General features: G+C 56.7%; 19 protein-coding genes. 5 read left to right on the top strand and 14 right to left on the bottom strand.

The features are described 5' to 3' along the window. Positions 1-82: 82 nt before the first annotated feature. From LCM21_RS07485 to LCM21_RS07455, 7 genes are all read right to left on the bottom strand, one after another. Positions 83-1,087 carry a TRAP transporter substrate-binding protein gene (locus tag LCM21_RS07485; RefSeq protein WP_224890042.1) on the bottom strand — a complete coding sequence of 335 codons (1,005 nt, stop codon included), beginning with the start codon at positions 1,085-1,087 and terminating at the stop codon, positions 83-85. A 66-nt stretch (positions 1,088-1,153) separates the two neighbouring features. Next, the gene (locus LCM21_RS07480; RefSeq protein ID WP_224890041.1) at positions 1,154-2,212 is read right to left on the bottom strand and encodes a LacI family DNA-binding transcriptional regulator; all 1,059 of its coding nucleotides are present in this window, start codon (positions 2,210-2,212) and stop codon (positions 1,154-1,156) included. A gap of 303 nt (positions 2,213-2,515) precedes the next feature. Continuing rightward, on the bottom strand, positions 2,516-3,445 hold the full coding sequence (locus LCM21_RS07475; protein ID WP_224890040.1) for a cell envelope integrity TolA family protein: 930 nt from the start codon (positions 3,443-3,445) through the stop codon (positions 2,516-2,518). Beyond that, the gene (locus tag LCM21_RS07470; RefSeq protein ID WP_224890039.1) at positions 3,442-3,825 is read right to left on the bottom strand and encodes an ExbD/TolR family protein; all 384 of its coding nucleotides are present in this window, start codon (positions 3,823-3,825) and stop codon (positions 3,442-3,444) included. The genes LCM21_RS07475 and LCM21_RS07470 overlap by 4 nt, the downstream gene beginning before the upstream one ends. A gap of 5 nt (positions 3,826-3,830) precedes the next feature. Further along, on the bottom strand, positions 3,831-4,205 hold the full coding sequence (locus LCM21_RS07465; protein ID WP_224890038.1) for an ExbD/TolR family protein: 375 nt from the start codon (positions 4,203-4,205) through the stop codon (positions 3,831-3,833). Positions 4,206-4,208: 3 nt separating this feature from the next. Next, entirely contained in the window at positions 4,209-5,102 is an 894-nt protein-coding gene (locus LCM21_RS07460; protein ID WP_082677387.1) for a MotA/TolQ/ExbB proton channel family protein, read from the bottom strand. 417 nt (positions 5,103-5,519) lie between these two features. Continuing rightward, positions 5,520-6,377: a LysR family transcriptional regulator gene (locus tag LCM21_RS07455; RefSeq protein ID WP_224890037.1), complete on the bottom strand. Its 858-nt coding sequence runs from the start codon at positions 6,375-6,377 to the stop codon at positions 5,520-5,522. A gap of 85 nt (positions 6,378-6,462) precedes the next feature. Between LCM21_RS07455 and LCM21_RS07450 the strand changes: the two genes are divergently transcribed. Further along, positions 6,463-7,485, top strand: coding sequence for a permease (locus LCM21_RS07450; RefSeq protein ID WP_224890036.1), 1,023 nt, complete (start codon positions 6,463-6,465; stop codon positions 7,483-7,485). A gap of 66 nt (positions 7,486-7,551) precedes the next feature. Here LCM21_RS07450 and LCM21_RS07445 read toward each other — a convergent pair whose 3' ends face one another. From LCM21_RS07445 to LCM21_RS07430, 4 genes are all read right to left on the bottom strand, one after another. Beyond that, a complete protein-coding gene (locus LCM21_RS07445) occupies positions 7,552-8,490 on the bottom strand; it encodes a DMT family transporter (RefSeq protein WP_224890035.1) in 939 nt (312 codons plus the stop codon). A gap of 520 nt (positions 8,491-9,010) precedes the next feature. Beyond that, the gene (locus LCM21_RS07440) at positions 9,011-9,769 is read right to left on the bottom strand and encodes a DUF4198 domain-containing protein (protein ID WP_224890034.1); all 759 of its coding nucleotides are present in this window, start codon (positions 9,767-9,769) and stop codon (positions 9,011-9,013) included. Positions 9,770-10,147: 378 nt separating this feature from the next. Then, positions 10,148-12,469, bottom strand: coding sequence for a Tex family protein (locus tag LCM21_RS07435; protein WP_224890033.1), 2,322 nt, complete (start codon positions 12,467-12,469; stop codon positions 10,148-10,150). 50 nt (positions 12,470-12,519) lie between these two features. After that, entirely contained in the window at positions 12,520-13,551 is a 1,032-nt protein-coding gene (locus tag LCM21_RS07430; protein ID WP_224890032.1) for an Ldh family oxidoreductase, read from the bottom strand. A gap of 249 nt (positions 13,552-13,800) precedes the next feature. Between LCM21_RS07430 and LCM21_RS07425 the strand changes: the two genes are divergently transcribed. After that, entirely contained in the window at positions 13,801-14,880 is a 1,080-nt protein-coding gene (locus LCM21_RS07425; RefSeq protein ID WP_224890031.1) for a helix-turn-helix domain-containing protein, read from the top strand. On the opposite strand, the gene LCM21_RS07420 is transcribed toward LCM21_RS07425, so the two are convergent. Next, complete coding sequence (locus LCM21_RS07420) at positions 14,853-15,743, bottom strand: LysR family transcriptional regulator (protein WP_224890030.1); 891 nt, start codon at positions 15,741-15,743, stop codon at positions 14,853-14,855. The genes LCM21_RS07425 and LCM21_RS07420 overlap by 28 nt on opposite strands. Positions 15,744-15,846: 103 nt before the next feature. On the opposite strand from LCM21_RS07420, the gene LCM21_RS07415 reads away from it, so the two are divergent. The 3 genes from LCM21_RS07415 (at position 15,847) to fcl (ending at position 19,046) form a co-directional block, all read left to right on the top strand. Further along, positions 15,847-16,728 carry a phytanoyl-CoA dioxygenase family protein gene (locus LCM21_RS07415; RefSeq protein WP_224890029.1) on the top strand — a complete coding sequence of 294 codons (882 nt, stop codon included), beginning with the start codon at positions 15,847-15,849 and terminating at the stop codon, positions 16,726-16,728. A gap of 205 nt (positions 16,729-16,933) precedes the next feature. Further along, complete coding sequence (gmd, locus tag LCM21_RS07410; RefSeq protein ID WP_224890028.1) at positions 16,934-18,058, top strand: GDP-mannose 4,6-dehydratase; 1,125 nt, start codon at positions 16,934-16,936, stop codon at positions 18,056-18,058. 10 nt (positions 18,059-18,068) lie between these two features. Beyond that, positions 18,069-19,046, top strand: coding sequence for a GDP-L-fucose synthase (fcl, locus tag LCM21_RS07405; RefSeq protein ID WP_224890027.1), 978 nt, complete (start codon positions 18,069-18,071; stop codon positions 19,044-19,046). 33 nt (positions 19,047-19,079) lie between these two features. Here fcl and LCM21_RS07400 read toward each other — a convergent pair whose 3' ends face one another. Together LCM21_RS07400 and galU are read right to left on the bottom strand one after the other, a co-directional pair. Further along, on the bottom strand, positions 19,080-20,156 hold the full coding sequence (locus LCM21_RS07400; RefSeq protein ID WP_224890026.1) for a DUF2793 domain-containing protein: 1,077 nt from the start codon (positions 20,154-20,156) through the stop codon (positions 19,080-19,082). Positions 20,157-20,368: 212 nt separating this feature from the next. Beyond that, complete coding sequence (gene galU / locus LCM21_RS07395) at positions 20,369-21,262, bottom strand: UTP--glucose-1-phosphate uridylyltransferase GalU (protein ID WP_224890025.1); 894 nt, start codon at positions 21,260-21,262, stop codon at positions 20,369-20,371. Between the last annotated feature and the right edge of the window lie 88 nt (positions 21,263-21,350).

Genomic DNA, 21,350 nt, shown 5'->3' with positions numbered 1-21,350 from the left:
ATGTGCAGACGTCCGCGAAGTTTCGATGTTGTGAAAAGTGGGCCAACCCGCCTCTGGGGCTGGCCCGAAAGATCAGGGCGACTTAGCTGCCGCTTGCGTTGTCAGCCGCGCTTGCCTGAATCCGATCATAAAGTTCCGCCAGCCCCATGCGTCCGGCAACGTCGAGCACCGCGGGGCGAACCATCTCCTGCATTTTTTCGCGATCCATTTTGTACAGGATTGCGCCTTCGGCTTTCAAAAGCTCCATGGCTTCGGCATCCTGGCGAAGTTGAACCTCGCGGGCGAGGGCGGACGCTTCGGCACCTGCACGCAGGACGACGTCGCGCTGTTCATCGGTCATACGGTCCCAGGTTGCACCCGAGAATGTAACCAGCCGTACAGTGATGTCATGTTCGGACAACCCGATATGCGGTGCAACTTCGTGGAACCGCATCCGGTGAATCCACTCGGCTTCGTTCAACAGCCCGTCGATCGAGCCCAGTTGAAGACCTGTGTAGATTTCTTTCCAGGCAAAATTCGTCGGACGGGTGCCCAAAGCACTCCAGGACGCAATCAGCGGGTCGGTCGGGTTGGTCCGCAGCTTCATATCAGCCAAGTCTTCAAGCGACTCGAGCGGACGGTTGGACACGACCTGCCGCTTACCGCCACCGAAATACCCGATGACCTGAACGCTGCTTTCCTCTTTCAGAATTGCGGCAATGTCGCGGCCAACTTCACCCGAAAGAACGGATTGCCAATGGGCTTCGTCCTTGTAAAGGAACGGAAACGTAAAGATATTCGCTGTTGGTGCGAAATCCGTTATGTTTCCTGGGTTGATGACCGAGACATCAAGCGCACCTGCCATTTGTTGTTCAAACATCTGGCTTTCACCACCCAGAACGCCGTTTGGGAAGATCTGAACCTCAATGGCGCCGTCCGAGTACTCTTCGGCCAGCCGTTTGAACTCCAGCGCACCCGCCTGGTATGCCGTGTCTTCGGCGCCAAGATGGCCAAATCGCAGCGTGAGGTCGGCCGCGCTGGCGCTGCCAGCGGCAAAGGCCAGCGTCGCGCCTGCGACGAGCATTGAGAGTTTCTTGGTAAATTTCACAGTGGGTCCTCCCTACTTGTGGATTGGCGTTATTGCCTAAGCGAAAGTGCGGTGTGTCGGTCTGGATCAGGTCTCGCCTGTTCCCTCAATGTCTCTGGAGGCAAGCGTCGCGCCGCAGGACTCTCGGATGATCAGCCGTGTGGGCACGATGATCCTTTCATTCGACATGGTGGGGCCTTCGATGCGACGCAACAGAAGCCGCCCGGCCTCACGCCCGATATCACGCGCATGTGTTTCGACAGTCGTGAGGGCAGGGTATGCTTCGGCACCGGCATTAATGTTGTCAAAGCCTGTCACTGCAATGTCGCGCCCCGGCACAAGGCCCGCTGCACGTACAGCAGCCATTGCGCCAAGTGCGACGCGGTCGTTGAAACATGCGATGGCAGTGGGTGGGTTCTCGGAACTCAACAACTTGGCCGCGCCGTCGCGCCCTCCGCTACTGTCGCTTGCCGTTTTCACGATCAGATCCGAAGGCAGTTGAGCCCGGTCGAGCGCGGCCTTGAAGCCTTTGATGCGCTGGCGCGTGGCCGAGTGATCAAGGTTTCCGCCAAGGAATGCGATACGCTTGTGGCCAAGTCGGATCAGGTGAGCGCACAATGTCTCGATGCCGGTTTGGTAGTCCGCGCTGACGAAGTCACCCTTAGTGTCAGAAACAGAACGCAGCATCTGAATGACGGGTATGCCCCAGTCGTGCATCGTATCAAGAAGGTCGCTGCGTGTTCCCGGGGCCGGACACAGGATCAGCCCATCAACCGATTGCTCACGCATCCTGACAAGTAATTCTTTTTGACGCCCTGCGTCTTCGCGGGTGTTCAGAAGAAACGAGATTTTACGCGCTTCGCCGATTATCTCGTCGACACCACAAACGAGCTCACCGAAGAAGCTGTTGGACAACGTCCCAATCACGACCCCAACGGTATTTGATTGACCAGTGCGCAGACGCGCTGCACCCCTGTCGTAGACATAACCCAGTTCCTGCGCTACCGCTTCGACCCGCTGTTTCGTCGCCTGAGAGACGCCCGAGCCGCCACGTAACGCCATCGAGACCGCAGCAGTCGATATGCCGAGGCGCTGAGCGATGTCGCCAAGCTTTATGCGTCGGGCAGGATCTGAGGTGGACTTCATCGGTTAAACTGCTTGCTTTCATTATAGGCGGGCTGCGCCGGGTAAGTTTTGGTGAATTAACTTAAACGATTAATGTTGTCAATCACAGGCCCGAACACAGTGTGACCAATGGAGAGATGAGGGGAATGGTCCTGCAATCCCAGCAACGTTATTATGTTTAAATCAGAAGGTTGCGATGGTTAGGCTGTCACGGAACGGTGGTTCACGAATGCTTTGGCTTCTAAAGTCTTCGGCCGCTATCGGTTTACCTTCCATCGTTGAGTCGGAAATTACTCGGTCGGTCAGGTTACCTTTTCGCCAGACCTAATTCCTCTGGAGCATGACACTCAAACTGAATGTAAACGAGTCGCCCGCCAGCCCCCTTGGTGCAGCCGGGAACCTGCCAGCGCGCTGAACTGCGGCCACGGCGGCTTGATCGAGTTCTGGGTTTCCTGACGACCGGACAACGTTGACAGCCAAAAGACGACCATCGCTGCCTATGGATATTGTCAAACTGACTTCGCCTGGCTCGCGCGCGCCGCGTGGATAGCGCTTGGCCCGCTCAATCCGTGATCGAATTTTAGCCCCCCAGATTGCCTCAAGCTCTTTCTGCTTTCCAGTTGATGCAGTTGTTGTCTGCGCCGAACCGGAATTGCCGGCTTGGGCGCTACCTCCTGTCCCAGCGGCCTTTTGGGCTGCGCGTCCCGCACTGGGTTGATCGGCTTTCTGTGCTGCTTCAGCTTGCGGTTCAGGTTCCTTTTTTACCCGCCGTTCGGGCCGCTCCGACGGCCTTGGAGACGACTCAGGAGCAAGCTCCGATAGTCCACGCTCGGGCGGGGGCGAAAGTGGGTCAGGCTCCTGTGTTGCGGCTTCTTCAACTTCGAATTGGGGTTCGGTCGGCGGTGGAGGTGGTTGCGGAATATCAAGATTCAACTCATCCGGTTCAAGCGTAGGCAATGCAGCAATTTTCAGATCAGCGCGCGGAGCTTCGGGAAGCTCAAGATTGGGAGGCTGGAGGGACTCCAAAGGGTCAGGTAAAAAAGGTGCATTGGTCGGCTGTGGAATTTGGGGAACAGGGCGTTCCCACTGTTCGACCATCTCTGTTATGGCGGATGTAGCCCCTTCGATCGAGATAGTAGCATCACCATCGACGCCACCGGCCTCAACTCCGCCTGTGGGCCTCAGGCCGAACAACATGACGTGGATGGACAGCGCAAGGGCGACAAAAACGGCAATTTCGATCCCCCGGCTCATTTCTTTGACACCACGAGTTCAACGCGGGACAGCCCGACAGCAGCAAGGTTTTGTAGAATTCGCGCAAACGCAGCGGCTTTTAGATTTGCATCAGCACGAATCTGGATGACATCCGATGCACGGCTTTGCGCGGCGATGGCGGCAATTGCATCCTCGCCCTCGGCGCCGTCAAAAGACAGCCGCCCCTCAGAGGTGACAAACAAAATCGGCTGGGCTTTCACCTCGGCCTGGGTGGCAGCCTCTGGCGGGGTGACGTCGAATGGTTCGGGGCGCAACAGCTGTGATGTCATCAAAAAGAAAATCAACAGCAGAAAAACCACGTTAATCATCGGCACGATGGATTCGGCACGTCGCTTCTTTGGTGGTTCGTTCAGATCCATCCCGCTTATTCCACCAATACCAGCGATGTGAACCCCGCCGCACGCAGCTGTTCGGTGACTGTAACCACACGCTGCAGGGTCGCATCGTCCTTTCCGCGTAGGATGATCAGGTCCGTGGGCTGCGTAATCAATGGCTTGAGTGCCTCAGGCAGGTTAGCAACCGGCTGCCCATTCAACATCACACCATCCGGCAAAATATCCACAAGGCGGGGCGGACCGTTGTAACTTGCCCCTCCGGACGAGGCCAAGGGCAGGGGCAACATCGCTTCAACGCCAAAACGGGATGCCAACATGAAAAACACCAACAGCAAAAAGACCACGTCGATCATGGGGGTCAGGCTGGGTTTGCGCCGGGGACGAGCGGGTTCGGTAAGATTCATGACTCACGCTGCCGCTATACTTATTTTGTCTGGGCGGGCCGCAATAAAAATGCGCGTTGCATTGTCTTCGACATCTCTTCGCATACGTTCGATGACTGCCTCAAACCATGTCAGCGACGCAGATGCGGGTATCGCCACAGCCATGCCAGCGGCGGTGGTCAGCAACGCCTCCCAGATGCCACCGGCCAACAATGCCGGGTCAGCTTGCGACCCTGCTGCCTGCAGCGCCTGAAACGCGGCAATCATGCCAAGCACTGTGCCCAGAAGGCCCAATAGCGGTGCAATTGTCGAAATCAGTTCCAGTGCACCCAAGCCGACCCTCGCCGATGCCAGTTCTCGCTTGGCAACACGTGCGGTTTCTTCTCTTACGCTGTCTTCGGGCAGGCCTTCGAAACTCTTGAGTGTCGTTTCCACAACCCGCGACCGAATTCCGCGGCGTCCTTCTACAAACCCTAGCGCTTGTGCTTTGTCCCCCCGCTCAAAGGCTTCGACCGCATCGATCGCCTTGCCGTGCGACCATGCGCCGACAAGCGCCAATCGCCAGGTTTTCCAAAGGATAAGCGCAAGCGTAACAACCGAAAGGGCGGAAATGGCCCAAATCGCCGGGCCACCGTTTCGAAGGAAGTCCATCATCCGCTTTACGGCTTGTTCAGCTTGGAAAACAGGTTCACTCGGAACTTGCTGTTGATTGTCTTGTGTCAGAGTTTCCCCTGTCGCATCCTCACCCAGATTAATCAAAATTTCCGCAGGATTTACAGCTTTGGGCTGCTCTGTTAGGGACACCTCAGGTGGTACTTGTTGTTCCGTGGGCAAGACAGAAGTTTCCTGGGCATGCGCAGCGCCCGTGCACAGAACCGCGATTGCAACCATTGAGCGCGCCCATGTTGTGACTATCATAACTTGCCGTGCCCCTCTTTTCACCTCAGATGTGCTGAATGTATTCGCACCATCGACCACATCACCGTTGTTGCCAAATGTGCGGTGGGCCCTGCAAGTCCTGCTTGCCTAAATACTGGACTGGCTTTGTTTGCAGGCGTTGCGATAGTCAACTTGACTATTCTTGTCAAGAAATCGAGGGCCGCTGTATCCCGGCATTCAATGAGTGCAAAGCAAATCAAAGATGAATTATCGACACCAAGAACAAGTAGAGAGACAACTTTGTTCAAAAGAATTCGACCTGCGAGAGGTTATGAAAGGCCCTGCGACGGGGTCGGTTGGCCCATGACCTTGTTCGAGTTATCAAATTAATTACAAATGGATCACTCGGTGGAGCTCCAAACAAAGTGATACCAGAATCTTCGCCTCGACTACCTTTTAAGTGGTAGCCATGAATGTGTTGCGAATAGCTGCTTTCATGGCGTCCCGAGGCCCGGTATCCCGCGAGTTGCTTGCCGCCATGACAAGTTTCGATGTCGGCACCTGACCGAAGCCCAACGAATTGCTTACAGTGGAAAGACCAGGATGAAGCGCGGATCGGCCCATCAGACTGACCGCAATCCCCGCTTCAACTGCAGCCATGACGCCATGGACGCTTGGGCTTGAATACACCACCCGATAGGGTTTTTTCCTTTCATTCAAGGATTTTACCGCCGCGTCACGCCACCAGCAAGCGTGGTCGAACAAGGCTACTGGCAGGACGCTCTCTGTGGTAAAATCCCTATGCACGGATGATACCCAGGACGTCGGATCTTCGAATAGAACCTCTTCATTTTGCGCCGGATTTTCCACTTCATAAATTGCAAGGTCCAGCGATCTTTTCGCCAGCGCGTCCAGAAATCCCGTGCTTGATGCGCAAGTTACCTCTAATTCCACTTTCGGATGCTGCCGGGTGAATGTGGCTATGATTTCGGTCAGCTTCGCCTTGCCGTGATCGTCCGGTATGCCAAGGCGCAGTTTCCCGGTTACCGCATTGAGCGAGATTTCTTGCAGCAGCGTGTCAAGGCGTTCTTTCACGTCCCGCGCGACCGGCAACAATTGACGGCCAGTATCGCTCAGCGAAACTCCACGCCCGTGCCGTTCAAAGACCGGTTGCCCGAGAATGGACTCAAGACGCTTTATCTGAAGGCTGGTGGCGGATTGAGATCGAAAAATGCGGCTGGCACCGTCGGTAACACTGCCGGCTTCCGCCACGGCGACAAAGGTGCGCAATAAATCGCTGTCCAGATGCTCCATTCGTTTTCTCGATAGCCGAAATTAGAATTATGCGTTTCTCAAATGGCAGTCTCGTTACTACTTTTCAATGCCGAAGGGGAAGCTAATGACCGACATCACTGCTGATTTTAAGAAATCGCCAAGGAAATATGTCCTTTGGGGCCTGTCATTTGTACTTTTAGCGGCGCTTGGACTTACCTGGCCGGACCACATCGGGAGCGTTGCAAGATTCGTTTTCTGGAGCCTTGTTGTCGTCGCCCCGATCGTCATTCCGGGAATTCTTGTTGCAGCATGGATCATCGCCAGCGGAGCGGATGCACACATATCCAAGGCGTTCGAGGGAAAGACGGTTCGAACCGTGGTGGCTGCATCCCTGATTGGTGCCATTACACCCGTCTGCGGTGTGACTGTACTGCCCTTGATGGCAGGGTTGTTGGCGGCAGGTGTACCGCTTGCCCCGATTATGGCGTTTTGGTTGTCCTCTCCGATAACAGACCCAGCAATGCTTGCAACAACGGCTGCGACCCTCGGCCTGAGCTTTGCAATTGGCAAATCCCTTGCGGCGGTAGGGTTGGGTTTGTTCGGCGGCGCAATAACAGGACTGTTTGCCGGATCGCCGTGGGCGCTGAACGCGCTGCGCGACAACGGTCTGGCGCGACAACTCAGCGCTGCGCGCTGTGGCGGTGAAGAAACCTTTGATCCGTGGGTTTGGCGAACAGAGTCGCGCCAACGGTCCTTTTTTGTTCAAATCCGGGCGACGACGCGGCTCATCCTGATCTGTCTGATCCCCGCCTTCGCGGCAGAGTATGCTTTGAACGCGACGCTGACCCCGGGGTCGCTTGCTGATTATGTGGGTGAGGATCAGTGGTGGTCGATACCGGTTGCAGTTTTCATCGGTGCCCCGGCCTATGTGGATGGGTACGCGGCGTTGCCGTTGACGCGTGGATTGCTTGACAACGGAATGTCACCCGGTGCCGCCATGGCCTTCCTGATCTCGGGCGGTGTTGTCAGTATTTGGGGGGCACTGGCGATTGCGCCCATTCTCAAGCCTAAACCGTTCTTGCTTTACCTTCTGCTCGCGGTTCTGGGATCACTTCTGGCGGGGTATGTGTTCGGCTGGGTGATGTGAAATTCGCACGGATGCTGCAGAGGCCCATAAAATCTCAGAGGCCTAAGGTGATGATAGCAAACTTGTTTATCTGAACGGAGTTTTCTTCCCAGCCATCAGCATGACTGCGGCGCTTGCCAGTATGATCAGGCACCCGATGACAACGGGCCACGACAGTGTTTCATTGAATACGACGTATCCGATGACTGCCGCGTAGAACAGAGAGACGTAGAAGAACGGGGCCAGGAAGTTTGCGTCCGCAAGCTTTGCCGCGCGGATAAAGCAGGCCTGGCCAAGGATCGCGACTGAACCAAGCAGCACCAGAACAATAGCTTGATCCAGCGCGGGCCAAACAAAGTCCGAAAGCATGAACACCGCCGAAACGAAGACGCCCGTAAGATTGCTGAAAAACAATATGGTAACCGGCCCGTCCGTCGTTTCAGCCAACCATTTCACGCTGACGATCTCAGCGCCCATGAATGCCGCCGCAGCAAGCGCAATGATAGCACCACCGATTGCGACACCGGAAGACGGTGACGCGATGATCAATGCGCCAACAAGACCGATAGCTGCTGCCCACCACCTGAGTTTCGGTACACGTTCTTGTAAGAAAAGCGCGGAAAACACCATCGCAAAGATCGGGCTAGTGAAACCAATCGCAGTCGCAGACGCGAGCGGGATTGTTTGAATCGCTGCAAACATGAGTGCGATCCCCCCAAATCCCGCGATTGTCCGGACAAGATACCGCGATGGTGACACGATATTGAACCGTGTGAGCCGGGAAAACATGAACGGCAGCATGACCAAGGCCGCGACGGCATAGCGTGCAAAGGTGATCTGGAAAACTGGCATCGTCTGCATCGTGTCTTTGACCCCTGATGCAGATTGCTGACCTGAAACGCCAAGATGCTTGGCTGCCGCATTCATCAAGGCAAAGAATAGCGCGCCCAGCAATGTCCAGATCGCTGCTCGGATGTACGACCCTGATCGTGAAGAGCCTGTAGATGGTTGAGGTTCTGATACCATCAAGCGCAACACTGTCCGAAGGGGGCAGCGTATCTGTTGCCACTACCGGCATTCCAGGCCACGGACAGAAAGGCTTTGTCAGTTGCAAGCCATAGAATGAAAAATATTCTAGCGTTGGTAGGAGCTTCAAAGTCGGTACCGCGACCCTCTGCGTAGGCAGCGCAAACTGACACAATCTTCGACCAATTCAAAACGTGCATTACTCCCTCACGTGGGGTTCTTTAACAGTCGCATCGCGAGCGAGGCGACAAACCCCTGTGCAGCGGTTTGTCCTCGAATGCGTCACATCACATATAAGGTCACCGTCGGAACTTTAGAAATGGGTCCTTCCAATTTCAGAAATTTGAATTCCGAATATCACGCAACTGGCTTGTGAGTTTCTTGTAGGGTATAGACTTCGTGACGGGCCAAAGTCCGGTACGATCACTTCTGCGGCCGTTTCCCATCTTCTGCCCGCCATATGCGGCGGTTGCGTCGTCATACAACGCACCAGCGGTCCTGATGCAGGTTGCACAATCCGTTATTTGGTATCAAAGAAGGTCGAAACCCATTCGCTGAACCAACTGCCATCGGCTTGTTGGCGGAGCATGACCGCATTCAACAAACATTGAGATTGCGCAGGAAGCTCAGCATGTACGAGGCCAGTATCGTCAGTTTCCAGCAGGGCTGTTTTCACCTCTCCGCCGTCTGACGGGCGGCAATACAGCCAAGCAGGCTGGTTTTCGACAGTCTTTCGCCCAGAGTAGAGCCGGAACCCGACTTGCTCGCGCACCCACTCCTTTTCCAGCCCTATGCGTTTGTCAGACTGGTTCTTGCCATCGAAACCTACGAGCGTCTTTGCGTAGCGCTGGTAAGATTCGTGAACGTACCCGTCCTCTGTGACGCTTGGTTGGGCAGTGTTCACACGGCCTTCAAGCCCGACAGATCGTACAAACTTCAGAAACGCGCTCTCGGTCGGATACAAGTGTTTGCCCGGATAGCTTTGCAATGCGAGGATATGCAACCCATCCCCAAATGCATCAAGTCGCACGTCCCCCTGTGATCGCGTGTTTAAACGTAAATCACTTGTTGTCTCTGGTCCGGCCCAGATGGCCTGTTCAAACTTGACCGGATCAAAGACATAGCGTTTTCCTTCGAGTTCTTCGCCAATGAAGACAACGGGTGTTGTATAGTGGCCTTCAGGCGAAGTCATTGCGGGGGCCTCGATCCACATTTCATGGGCCGTAACCGGCAAAGCACCTATGCAAAGCCAAAGAATGGCCGAGACGAGATTATACATCCTGCAATGCTCCTACTGCGATGACGGCGCCGGTTGGTGCTCCGGTAGGTGAACCGCCCTGCGGTTCAATGCTTACGGCAAGCGTTGAACCTTCTATCAGGGTAAGGCGAAGGGGCATGCGCGCCGAGGATGTTTTCTTCAACATCGTGGAGGGGGTCAAAGAAAACTGGTCGTTGGGCAATGGAATTGCGCAATATGCTAACCACAAGGCCCAAAACCTTTGATCAGTGTCAGCCGTCTTGCTGCGTCCTGCGCTCTGCGCCGCGACGGTAAAAATTGCACGGACGGGGGAGGGCTAAGATCGCGTCCCGCCAGTTGACGGAACGCGCGGATTTCCCGTGAAAGCTTAGACGACCCTTGGCAAAACTTTGCAACAGATCATTGGTTCTTCAGTGCTGACTTCAACGCATCGGCAATAGCATTGTTTTGCGCTGCGTTGGCAGATTTTGCGTGTTGTGGTCTGTTGGGTTTTGACTGCGAGACATTCTTTTTTGCGCCCCGGCTTGCCCGGTCTTCGTGCGCGGACCTCCCTCCGTCCTTGCGCATAGTCAGGCCAATCCGTTTGCGGGCCACATCCACCTCGACAACGGTCACCTTCACCACTTGGCCGGTTTTAACCACCTCGTGCGGGTCCTTGACGAACCGATCCGCCAATTGGCTGACATGAACCAGCCCGTCCTGATGTACCCCGATATCGACAAACGCGCCGAATGCCGCGACATTTGTCACAGTTCCCTCAAGCACCATTCCAGGTTTGAGATCGGTAATGTTCTCGACGCCATCGGTGAAAGACGCGGTGACAAAACCGGGGCGGGGATCACGGCCCGGTTTTTCCAATTCTGCGAAAATATCCTGTACGGTTGGCAGGCCAAAGGTGTCGTTAACAAACTGCTCAGCGCGCAAGCCTTTCAACGCACCCTCATGGCCCATGATTTGACGGATGTGCCGGCCGCAAGCCGAAACAACCCGACGCGCGACGTCATAGGCCTCGGGGTGAACCGAGGATGCGTCCAGCGGCTCTTGCCCATCACGGATGCGCAAGAAACCCGCGCATTGCTGAAAGGCGCGCGGGCCAAGGCGTGCCACCTTCAGCAGTTCTTTGCGCGATTGAAACGCACCGTTCGTATCGCGGTGCATCACGATGGCCTCGGCCAGCCCCGGCCCAAGGCCCGAGACATGCGAGAGCAGGGGGGCAGACGCCGTATTCAGATCGACACCCACCGCGTTCACCACGTCTTCGATAACTGAGGCAAGAGATTGCGAAAGCCTGTGCTGATCCACGTCATGTTGATACTGGCCGACCCCGATGGATTTAGGTTCGATCTTAACCAGCTCGGCCAGTGGATCCTGCAACCGGCGCGCGATCGAAACCGCCCCGCGCAACGACACGTCGAGATCGGGAAACTCGCGCGCTGCCAGTTCTGAGGCAGAATACACCGATGCACCGGCCTCGGACACGACAACCTTGGTGGGCGCGGTCGCAGTCTTGGGCAACAGTTTTAGGGTGTCAGCCACCATCTTCTCGGTTTCGCGGCTGGCCGTGCCGTTGCCGATTGCGATCAACTCGATCTTATGAGCGGCAATCAGGTTCAGAATGGTCGCCTGTGCGCCGCGCAGGTCATTCTTGGGCTGGAAGGGATAAAGCGTATCGGTCGCAATTACCTTGCCCGTGGCGTCGACAACCGCTGCTTTGACGCCTGTGCGAATACCAGGGTCCAAACCCAATGTCGCCCGAGGCCCCGCAGGCGCGGCAAACAACAAATCTTTTAAGTTGCGCGAGAAAACCTGAATGGCCTCTTCCTGCGCACGGCTGCGCAGATCGGCCATAAGTTCAACCATCATGGACAGAGACAGCTTTACCCGCCAGGTCCACCCAGCCACTTTGCGCAGCCAGACATCGCCAGGCCCGTCACCACGCGTTTGCAGATGGGCCGCAACGATGGCCTCGGCCCGGGCGGCCCCAGTTTCAGGCTCTGGCGCAATATCGAGCGTGACTATTCCCTCTTTCGATGCACGCAGCATCGCCAGCGCACGATGGGAGGGGGTCTTGGCCCAAAGCTCTGAGTGGTTAAAGTAATCGCTGAACTTCGCGCCTTCCTGTTCCTTGCCGTCGATCACCTTGGATGTCAGTAAAGCTTCACGCTGCATGAAGCTGCGCAGCTCTCCTAAAAGTTCGGCGTTCTCGGTCAGACGTTCCGTGATGATGTCCCGTGCACCGTTCAGCGCGTCTTTGGTGGTTGGCACAGCCTCGGTAACATATTGCTGCGCCATCCCCTCGGGCTCGGCTGAGCGATCGGCCAGAATGGCATCGGCCAGCGGCTCGAGCCCGTTTTCCCGCGCGATCATCGCCTTCGTGCGACGCTTGGGTTTGTAGGGCAGGTAGATATCTTCCAACTGCGCCTTGGTTTCAGCCTGCGCGATGGACCGGGCCAAATCGTCGGTCAACTTGCCCTGATCCTTGATTGAACCAAGGATGGTTTCGCGCCGCGCGTCCAATTCCCGCAGATAGGTCAGGCGGTCAGAAAGCGTCCGCAGTTGCGTATCGTCGAGGCCACCTGTCACCTCTTTGCGGTAGCGGGCGACAAAGGGCACGGTGGCCCCTTCGTCCAGCAGTTTCACCGCGGCACCGACCTGTTCCGGGCGGGCGTTGATCTCGGTGGCAATGGTGCGGGCGATGCGGTCCAAGGGGGCCTCCTGCATATGACTGGACGGACTTCTTAGCCAGCCGCATCACCAAGGGGAAGAGGGTTTTACACTGCCCGGACGTCTTCGGCCAATGCTTGCAGATCATCATACAGAGTTTTGGCGATTTCGACATATCCGCGTTCGGTGTTCCGCGCCCGCGCAGCGAACCGCCGTTGCGAGGGCAGGCGGGCCCCCTGATCGGTAATGTCGGCAAACAAACGCTCGGCGCGGGCGTCGTTGTCGGACACCCGGCCGCCGCTGAACTGCGCAGGGTCGAACGCAAGGATGATTTCGCCGTGATACGGCGCGCCGCCTGCACCTTGGGCAAACTCCATGCTCTCAAGGCTGGTAAGGTCGTCGATCAGGGGGCCTGCCAGCAACTCGATCATGATCGACAAGGCCGAACCTTTATAGCTGCCAAACGTCAGCATCGCGCCATCCATTGCCGCTTGTGGGTCGGTGGTCGGATTGCCGTGTTTGTCAATGGCGACACCCTCTGGCAGGGGCTTTCCAGCACGGCGGTAGAGTTCGATTTCACCGCGGGCAAAGGCGCTGGTGGCAAAATCAAAGGTGAACGGGTCTTTGCCACTGCGCGGCCAGCTGAAGGCCAACGGGTTGGTGCCAAGGCTGCCGCGCGTGCCACCCGCAGGAGCAACCCAAGAATGGCTGGGGACCATCGCCATCGCTGCAAGACCGACCGAGGACAGGCGTTCCACCTCAGGCCAAAGGGCCGAGAAGTGAAAGCAACGGTTGATCGCCATGGCGGCAATACCATTGGCGCGGGTCTTTTCAATCAAGAGCGGCAGCGCCTTTTCAAACGCCAATAAGGACATCCCCGCATTTGCGTCCACCCGAACAATGGCATTGTTCGACAGCGTCAGGACCGGGGCAGCGTGTCCGTCGACCTTGCCTGACTTCATGGTGTCATGACACATGAACAGACGGAACAGACCGTGAGACTGACAATCGTCGGTCTGGCAGGTGGTCAACGTATCGGCGATAGCTGCGGCATGCTCGGGCCCAAACCCGGACTTGGTCAGGATAGACAGGCTGAGCGCCCGAACTTCATCCAATGTCAGTTTGACAGTCTCGCTCATGCCCTACACCTCCTCTGCCGTGTGCGCGACAAGGGATAACGCGGCAGGGCGGGAAAAGGGAACAAGATTTCCATAAGATACGTGATCATTTCTGAGACTTCGCCTGATATTGACTGACCGGACAGGCGATCTGCGGGTCATCCGAACGGCACACGGCATGTTGTCAGCGGGAATTTTTGACACAATCCCTTTCATAATGGTCGGCAAAAACGCCTTGTGAACCAGCCTAAATCCCCGAAATATAGGGCCATGACTATCAAGCCCGTCACACCTGATCCGGACGAAGAGGCCGACAATATCAGCCCTCGCAGTATTTATGATGTAGATCCGCCAGAGGATGACGATCTATGGTTTCTGCCGCCCGAGGATGAAGAGCGGATTGAGGATTTTCAACCTCCCGGTCCGATGGCCGATCGGCGATTGCTATTCGATCCCCGAGACTGGCGCGCAGCGCAAGCGGAACTGTCTTTCGAGCTGGCCGATCTGGCGGCGATCTTTGGCGCTTTGGATGAACGGCTAAGGGCCGGGCCGGATGGATGGACCCATCGACTAGCCTTGATGGATGTGTCTGACCTGGGCTGGTGGACCGGCGACCGGATCAGCGTGGACCGTCTTGCCCTGTGGACTGGCTTGCGGATCGGTGCAACCGGAGACGACGTTCAGGCCTTGTTCCGGGCAGGATGGGCGGTGCGTCGGCTGACATCCGGTCCTGGCCCTTCGGACGGGGGATGGGACTCGGGGCTTACTGCCTTTCTGGATCGCCTCGCGCAAGGTATCGACGATATCCCCGAAGCCGTGGCCGATCTGGCCGAGGTGATGCGAAATGCCGAAGGATTACACCCGGTCACGCAGGCGGCGATCGGGTTTCACGCCTGGCGTGCTCTGTCCCCGGGGATTGGACAGGATACTGAGGCGGCGATTATTGCGGCGCGTCACGCGGCCTCCATGGGGCGGGGCGGGGCAAAATTCATGCCCTTGGCGCTGTCTGGCCCGGGCGCTTTGCGCGGAGTGGGCGAAGTTGAAGAAAAGCTTGCTGCGTGGATTCGCGGGGCAGGGCAGGCAGCTTTGGCGGCTTTGATGCACCTGGATCGTGTCAGCGCATGGGAACAGCGCGCCCGCGCGGCAACCGCTGGGCTTAGTGGCAGGACACCGCCCTTGTTGATCGACGTCCTCACAGCGTGGCCGATGGTGTCCGCGCCGTTGGCCGAAGAATTGACAAAGGCGTCGCGTGCAGCAGTGCAACGCAACATTGACCGTTTCACCCGACGCGGCCTGATCCGTGAGGTGACGGGTCAAGGGCGTTACCGGGTTTGGACCGCCGCGCTGTGATCCAGCAACCAGTCGCGAAAGGCGCGCGCGGGTGGTCGCAAGGCTGTGCGGGATGGGTAGGCCAAGTGATACGCCTCTTGCCCTGCAACGTGAATGTCGGGCAGGCAGGGAACAAGGCCGGACAGGCGCATAATCCGATCCGATGCAGGCGCGCGGGCCAGGGCGATGCCTCCTCCGCTGGCTGATAGCTCGGCCGCCATGATCGAATTGTCAGCGAAAAAATACCGCGACTGACCGGTGGGCATACGCAGAGTTTCGAACAGATGCGGCCAACTTGCACGATGGGTCGAAACCTCGATCAAAGGGAATTGGAACAGGTCTTGGGGCTGACGTATCTGCGCGGCGACCTCAGGTTTAGCAACCGGATACAAGTGTTCGTGCATCAATGGATCGCTTTCCGCACCAAATAGGCTCGGGTTCCCGAACACGATCTGCAAATCGGTGAATTGGTTGGCGAAATCCGATAACAGGTTACCAGTGGTCAGAGACAAACCGATCTGCGGATGTGCTGCGCGGAAATCGGGCAGGCCATTGGCAAGAACCCCATGGGCATAAAGCAGAACGGACTGTACGAAAAGCCGCTGCTCGCGGGTTTCCCCGAAAAGGCCTGTGGTTGCGGTTTCCAGCATGAGTAGGGATTGTTGAACGGACGGCAGATAGGCCCTGCCAGCCTTGGTCAGCGTTACCGCATGTGCGTGACGGTGAAACAACGGCGTTCCCAGCCGGGATTCCAGCGCTTTGACCTGCTGGCTGACAGCGGCCGCTGACATGTTCAACTGCGTGGCGGCTCGGGCAAAGCTTTCGGTCCGCGCGGCAGCCTCGAATACACGGAGCCAGTTGAGGGAAGGGATACGGGACGACATGCAGGCAGGCTAAGCTGAACTTAGCCTTACCGGCAAGAGGTGCCACGCTGCTTTGTAATTATCTCGGTTTATGCTGGGTGGACCAGATCTCATGAGGTTCACCATGCTGCAAACCGCTCAATCTTCACACGCCCTGACAGCCGACCAAACCGCGCAGTACTGGGAAGACGGTTATCTATTTCCCTTGACGGTTTTCTCGGAAGCAGAAACCGCTGAGATCCGCGCAGAATTCGAACAGCTTGAGCGTGACTGGCTGTCTGCCGATCTGCCGCTGCCGCTGAACACTTACAAACGCGTCAATGCTCACCTTGTGATACCGCTGGCCGCTCAGATCGCCTTGGATATAAGGGTTCTGGACGTGGTTGAGCACATTTTGGGACCTGACATCATGGTTTGGTCCGCCGAGTTTTTTGTCAAAGAGGCCCATACCGAACACACGGTGGGCATGCATCAGGATCTGACCTATTGGGGCATGGGCGAAACTCCGGATCAGGTGACAGCCTGGATCGCGCTTTCGCCCGCCACGGTCGCAAGCGGATGCATGGATTTCGTTCGGGGCAGCCACAAGAACCCGATCCTTCCGCACACCGACACGTATTCTGACACAAACCTGTTATCGCGGGGGCAGGAAATTGCTGTTGAGGTCGCAGAAGAGGAAAAAACCCATATTGAATTGGCACCCGGTCAAATGTCGCTGCATCACGGGTTGACCATCCATGGGTCGGGGCCCAACCGGTCCGATGACCGCCGCATTGGTTTGGCAATCCGGTATCTCAACCCGAATGCGAGGCAATTGGTTGCCGATCGCGACTATGCGATGCTGGCACGCGGTCGGGACGGGCAGTCGAACTTTGTGGCGGTTAACCCTCCGCAAGAACTGTTTTCAGAGCAGTCACTGGCCTTGTATGAACAGGTGCGCCGCGATCAGAGCAAAGCGTTGGCGGATGGTGCAAAAAACGCTGTCCCGTTATACGGAGGGACCTGACACGCCCTGAGCGACCGTGCAGGCCGAACCGGCCTGTCCTTTCATGTCTTGTGAAAGCTATCTTATCGGTCAAACTTCTTGATGGGTTTACAGGCAGTAAACAGCCGCTGACACTCGTGGTGTTCATAGCCTTGGGTTGCATTCTTGGACGTCTTGCTGTTTTTGGGATGGCAATGCTTCAAAATGGATTCCGCGGGAAAAGAAGATGACAAAAAAGGCGTTGATTACCGGCATTACCGGGCAGGACGGATCTTATCTTGCAGAATTTTTGCTTGAGAAAGGATACGAGGTTCACGGGATCAAACGCCGGGCGTCTTCATTCAATACGCAGCGGATCGACCACATTTATCAGGACCCGCATGTCCCGAACCCGAAACTGCATCTGCACTACGGGGATCTGAGCGACACGTCGAATCTTACCCGGATCATCCAAGAGGTGCAGCCGGACGAAGTGTATAACTTGGGCGCGCAGTCGCATGTTGCGGTCAGTTTTGAATCGCCGGAATACACGGCCGATGTTGATGCCATTGGCACATTGCGCTTGCTGGAAGCGATCCGGTTTCTGGGGCTGGAGAAGAAGACACGGTTCTATCAGGCTTCGACCTCGGAACTCTATGGTCTGGTGCAGGAGATTCCGCAGCGCGAAACAACACCGTTCCACCCACGTTCGCCTTACGCGGTTGCCAAGCTGTATTCCTACTGGATCACCGTGAACTATCGCGAAGCGTATGGCATCTATGCCTGCAACGGTATTCTGTTCAATCACGAAAGCCCGCGCCGTGGTGAGACATTCGTGACCCGCAAAATCACCCGCGGGCTGGCAAATATCGCACAGGGCCTAGAGGACTGTCTTTACATGGGCAATATCGACAGTCTGCGCGATTGGGGCCACGCAAAAGACTATGTACGGATGCAGTGGCTAATGCTGCAGCAGGAAAAACCCGAAGACTTCGTGATCGCGACCGGCGTGCAATACTCGGTGCGGCAGTTTATCGAATGGTCGGCTGCAGAGCTTGGTATCACGTTGGAATTCACGGGCGAGGGGGTCGATGAAATTGCGACTGTAAAAGCGATACAGGGCGAAAATGCTCCGGCGCTCAAACCGGGGGATGTGATCATGCGCATTGATCCGCAGTATTTCCGCCCTGCCGAGGTCGAGACGCTGCTGGGTGATCCGTCGAACGCCAAAACCAAGTTGGGCTGGGAGCCTGAATTGACGGTGCAGGAAATGTGCGCCGAGATGGTCGTCGAAGATCTGAAAACCGCCAAACGCCATGCGCTGTTGAAAGAGCATGGGTATGAATTGCCTGTAAGCCTGGAAAACGGTTGAGGAGAGCGCCATGCGCAAGATCTATGTAGCAGGCCACCGCGGGATGGTCGGCGGTGCAATTCTGCGCCGTTTGCAGGATCGTCAGGCCGCGGGTGACGCGCTTGAACTGATAACCCGCACCCATGCTGAATTGAACCTGACAGATCAGGCCGCCGTGCGGGACTTCATGCAGGCCGAGCGTCCAGATGTGGTGATCCTTGCCGCCGCCAAGGTTGGTGGAATTCACGCAAACAACACCTACCCGGCGGATTTCATCTACGACAACCTGATGATTGAATGTAACGTGATCCATCAGGCGTTTGCGGCGGGGGTAAAGAACCTACTGCAGTTGGGTAGCTCTTGCATCTATCCGCGTGCTGCGACGCAACCGATGCGAGAAGACGCTCTGCTGACCGGCGTTCTGGAGCCCACAAACGAGCCGTACGCAGTGGCTAAGATTGCTGGGATCAAGCTGTGTGAAAGCTATAACCGGCAGCATGGGGTCGACTACCGCTCGGTCATGCCGACGAACCTGTATGGTCCCGGCGACAATTTCCACCCTGAAAACAGCCACGTCCTGCCCGCCCTGATCCGCCGTTTTCACGAGGCAAAGCGGGACGGGCTGGCAGAGGTCGTGATCTGGGGTACCGGAAAACCCCGCCGTGAATTCCTGCATGTGGATGACATGGCCGAGGCATCGTTGTTCGTACTCGACCTTCCGCGCGACGTTTACGAAGCAAACACCCAGCCGATGCTGAGCCACATTAATGTGGGCTGTGGTGAGGATATCTCTATTGCGGAACTCGCGGCTTTGGTGGCTAAAACGACCGGCTTTACCGGGCGCATTACGCAGGATGTCAGCAAACCAGATGGCACCCTACGCAAATTGATGGACGTGTCCCGTCTGGCCGAGATGGGTTGGCGCGCGCGCATCGGGTTGGAAGACGGTATTCGAGAAACTTATGCCTGGTTCCTTGATCAGGCAGATGCGGATCTGCGGGCTAAGTAACTGCCCGGACAAGCGCCCGAGCAGAATTTGAGATCAGAACCAGCGGCCTATTGCGACGCCCGTTGGGGCCAGTGCTGTTGTATCAAGTGTGGTTGCCATGACCTTGAAGCCCACCTCTGTCTCTGTCGGGGCATCAAAGCCGATGAACCGCGTGCTTGCCCCACCTCCGCCGCTAACCGAAACTGCCGGGCCGGATGCGAAAGCAATCGGAAAAACCCAGACTGCGGCGTTGCTTGTAAACAACGCCCCGTCAGCATTTGCACATCCCGTTGCAGGCAGCTTTGCAGTGCAAATTTGTGTTCCATCCGCAAATCGCACGTAGTCTCCGTTTGAGGTCGAACCACGCTCGATCACGGCACCGGTCGGCGCGCCGCCGCTTTCCGATACGAGACCGACAAGGTTACCCGGACCATAGCCGAAATCCGCCCGCATCAGGCGACCAACAGTTGTGTCGTCAGGGCTGTTCTGAACGGCGGCACCGCTTGCGGCACCCGTGGTCGGGTCAAAGCGAAGCGCGTCGGTCCAGGTGCCGCCGTCAGGCGAGACCTTGATCGAAAAGCCCGTATTGCCTGACAAACCCATCTCGGCGTGACCGGTCCAGTTGGACTGAAACAGCAAAGACGCTGTTTCGCCTGCGCTGGACTTGTTGATTTTTAGCTGATGCCCACCGCCTTCATGGCTGAGCAACGTCGCAGGAGACCTCACGGACAGGCGGTTCGTGCTGTCAAAGCTGGCCGCAATACCCACGCCATCAAGATTCTGCGTCGCAGCCGGAGGCTCAATCCACGCGCTGCCATCCCAGACGGTCAGTTGCCCGTTGGTTTCATCCCACGCGCGCCAGCCGATGCGGGGGGCGACAAAATGCCAGGCGTTGTCCAGCCACGCGGCAAGCATCCCGGCCTGGCCCGTCCAATCCCCGGTCGGAGCAGAACCGAGTGCGTGAACCTCACCCTGATCAGGAACGGCCGGCGGGGTCGATGCGTTTGTCGAGGCCAGGCTAAGCTGGGTAACAAGATCCAACTGCCGCAATGCCTCGTTATGGGTCACGTGTTTCTGTGCCTGCGATGGTTGCAAAAACGGTAGGTTCAATCGGGGTGAGTTCTGTGACAAGGGCGTCCTCCAGTGCTTTCGGTGCGACAATTGAATTGCGCGCCACATTGCCGGGCGATGGATGAATCCCGCCTGACCGGAACGCACGCCTTTGGAACCTTTTGTTATTCTTTTGCAGGCCAAAAAATAGGCCAAGTCGCAGAACGCCTTAGCCCGTCAGTAAATTATCTGCATTCGCCGAAAACAAGCGTTTGCCGTGGAGAATGCGTGTATTACTCAGCAGCTTGCCCTGTAGCGACAATATCATGCAAATATTGGCTCAGGTCTTCGCGCAGGTCGCTTCGGGCTAGGGCAAATGCAACAGTTGCTTGCAAGAACCCAGATTTCGAGCCGCAATCGAACCGCTGACCATCGAACTTGTATCCAAAGACCGGCACGCCGTTGCCAATGTCTTCGGCGATGGCATCGGTCAGCTGAATCTCTCCACCACTGCCTTTTTTCATCTGGTTCAGATTATACAAAACCGACGGACCCAGCACATAGCGACCGATAACGGCAAGGTTCGAGGGGGCCTCTTCCGGTTTTGGTTTTTCGACCATGCCCCGCGCGCGTACGACAGGGCCAATATTTTCACCCACATCCAGCACACCGTATGCACTGGTTTTTTCCAAAGGGACCTCCATGGCTGCAACCATGTTGCCGCCAGTTTCCTCGTAGGCTTCGACCATTTGTTGCAGACATGGTTTGTCGGCGGCTATCACGTCGTCAGGCAGCATTACCGCAAAAGGTTCATCACCAATCAGGCGACGGGCACACCAGACTGCATGGCCCAATCCCAGTGCCTTGTGTTGGCGAATATAGGCTATTGCCCCGCTTTCCATATTGGTGGCGCTCAACGTCTCCAGCAGGTCATCTTTGCCTTTGGCTTTCAGCTCCTGTTCAAGAACCAGGTTGTGATCAAAATAGTCTTCAAGTGCGGACTTGCCGCGTGACGTAACAAAAATGAATTCAGTGATGCCGGCAGCACGAGCCTCGTCGATAGCGTACTGCACCAGCGGGCGGTCGACCAAAGTCATGATCTCTTTCGGAACGGACTTCGTTGCGGGCAGGAACCGGGTGCCAAGCCCTGCGACCGGAAAGATCGCCTTTGTGACCTTGCGTACCATATGACCTCTCAAGCTAGTAGAACAGTGTCGTTGGTTAGTGTCCCACGCGGACCTCTTAGGGGCTGTACTGCTAACAATCAACGCCCAC

Origin of the sequence: Ruegeria profundi, from assembly GCF_020171505.1 — a bacterium.
Classification (GTDB): Bacteria; Pseudomonadota; Alphaproteobacteria; order Rhodobacterales; family Rhodobacteraceae; genus Ruegeria; species Ruegeria profundi.
Note: the sequence above shows the minus strand (reverse complement) of the source record. Positions and strands in the feature narration are given on the sequence as shown.

Excerpts from the sequence above, each read along its gene's own strand:
- LCM21_RS07480 (WP_224890041.1), bottom strand. The coding sequence starts at position 2,212 with ATGAAGTCCACCTCAGATCCTGCCCGACGCATAAAGCTTGGCGACATC.
- LCM21_RS07475 (WP_224890040.1), bottom strand. The coding sequence starts at position 3,445 with ATGAGCCGGGGGATCGAAATTGCCGTTTTTGTCGCCCTTGCGCTGTCC.
- LCM21_RS07470 (WP_224890039.1), bottom strand. The coding sequence starts at position 3,825 with ATGGATCTGAACGAACCACCAAAGAAGCGACGTGCCGAATCCATCGTG.
- LCM21_RS07465 (WP_224890038.1), bottom strand. The coding sequence starts at position 4,205 with ATGAATCTTACCGAACCCGCTCGTCCCCGGCGCAAACCCAGCCTGACC.
- LCM21_RS07460 (WP_082677387.1), bottom strand. The coding sequence starts at position 5,102 with ATGATAGTCACAACATGGGCGCGCTCAATGGTTGCAATCGCGGTTCTG.
- LCM21_RS07455 (WP_224890037.1), bottom strand. The coding sequence starts at position 6,377 with ATGGAGCATCTGGACAGCGATTTATTGCGCACCTTTGTCGCCGTGGCG.
- LCM21_RS07450 (WP_224890036.1), top strand. The coding sequence starts at position 6,463 with ATGACCGACATCACTGCTGATTTTAAGAAATCGCCAAGGAAATATGTC.
- LCM21_RS07445 (WP_224890035.1), bottom strand. The coding sequence starts at position 8,490 with ATGGTATCAGAACCTCAACCATCTACAGGCTCTTCACGATCAGGGTCG.
- LCM21_RS07440 (WP_224890034.1), bottom strand. The coding sequence starts at position 9,769 with ATGTATAATCTCGTCTCGGCCATTCTTTGGCTTTGCATAGGTGCTTTG.
- LCM21_RS07435 (WP_224890033.1), bottom strand. The coding sequence starts at position 12,469 with ATGCAGGAGGCCCCCTTGGACCGCATCGCCCGCACCATTGCCACCGAG.
- LCM21_RS07430 (WP_224890032.1), bottom strand. The coding sequence starts at position 13,551 with ATGAGCGAGACTGTCAAACTGACATTGGATGAAGTTCGGGCGCTCAGC.
- LCM21_RS07425 (WP_224890031.1), top strand. The coding sequence starts at position 13,801 with ATGACTATCAAGCCCGTCACACCTGATCCGGACGAAGAGGCCGACAAT.
- LCM21_RS07420 (WP_224890030.1), bottom strand. The coding sequence starts at position 15,743 with ATGTCGTCCCGTATCCCTTCCCTCAACTGGCTCCGTGTATTCGAGGCT.
- LCM21_RS07415 (WP_224890029.1), top strand. The coding sequence starts at position 15,847 with ATGCTGCAAACCGCTCAATCTTCACACGCCCTGACAGCCGACCAAACC.
- gmd (WP_224890028.1), top strand. The coding sequence starts at position 16,934 with ATGACAAAAAAGGCGTTGATTACCGGCATTACCGGGCAGGACGGATCT.
- fcl (WP_224890027.1), top strand. The coding sequence starts at position 18,069 with ATGCGCAAGATCTATGTAGCAGGCCACCGCGGGATGGTCGGCGGTGCA.
- galU (WP_224890025.1), bottom strand. The coding sequence starts at position 21,262 with ATGGTACGCAAGGTCACAAAGGCGATCTTTCCGGTCGCAGGGCTTGGC.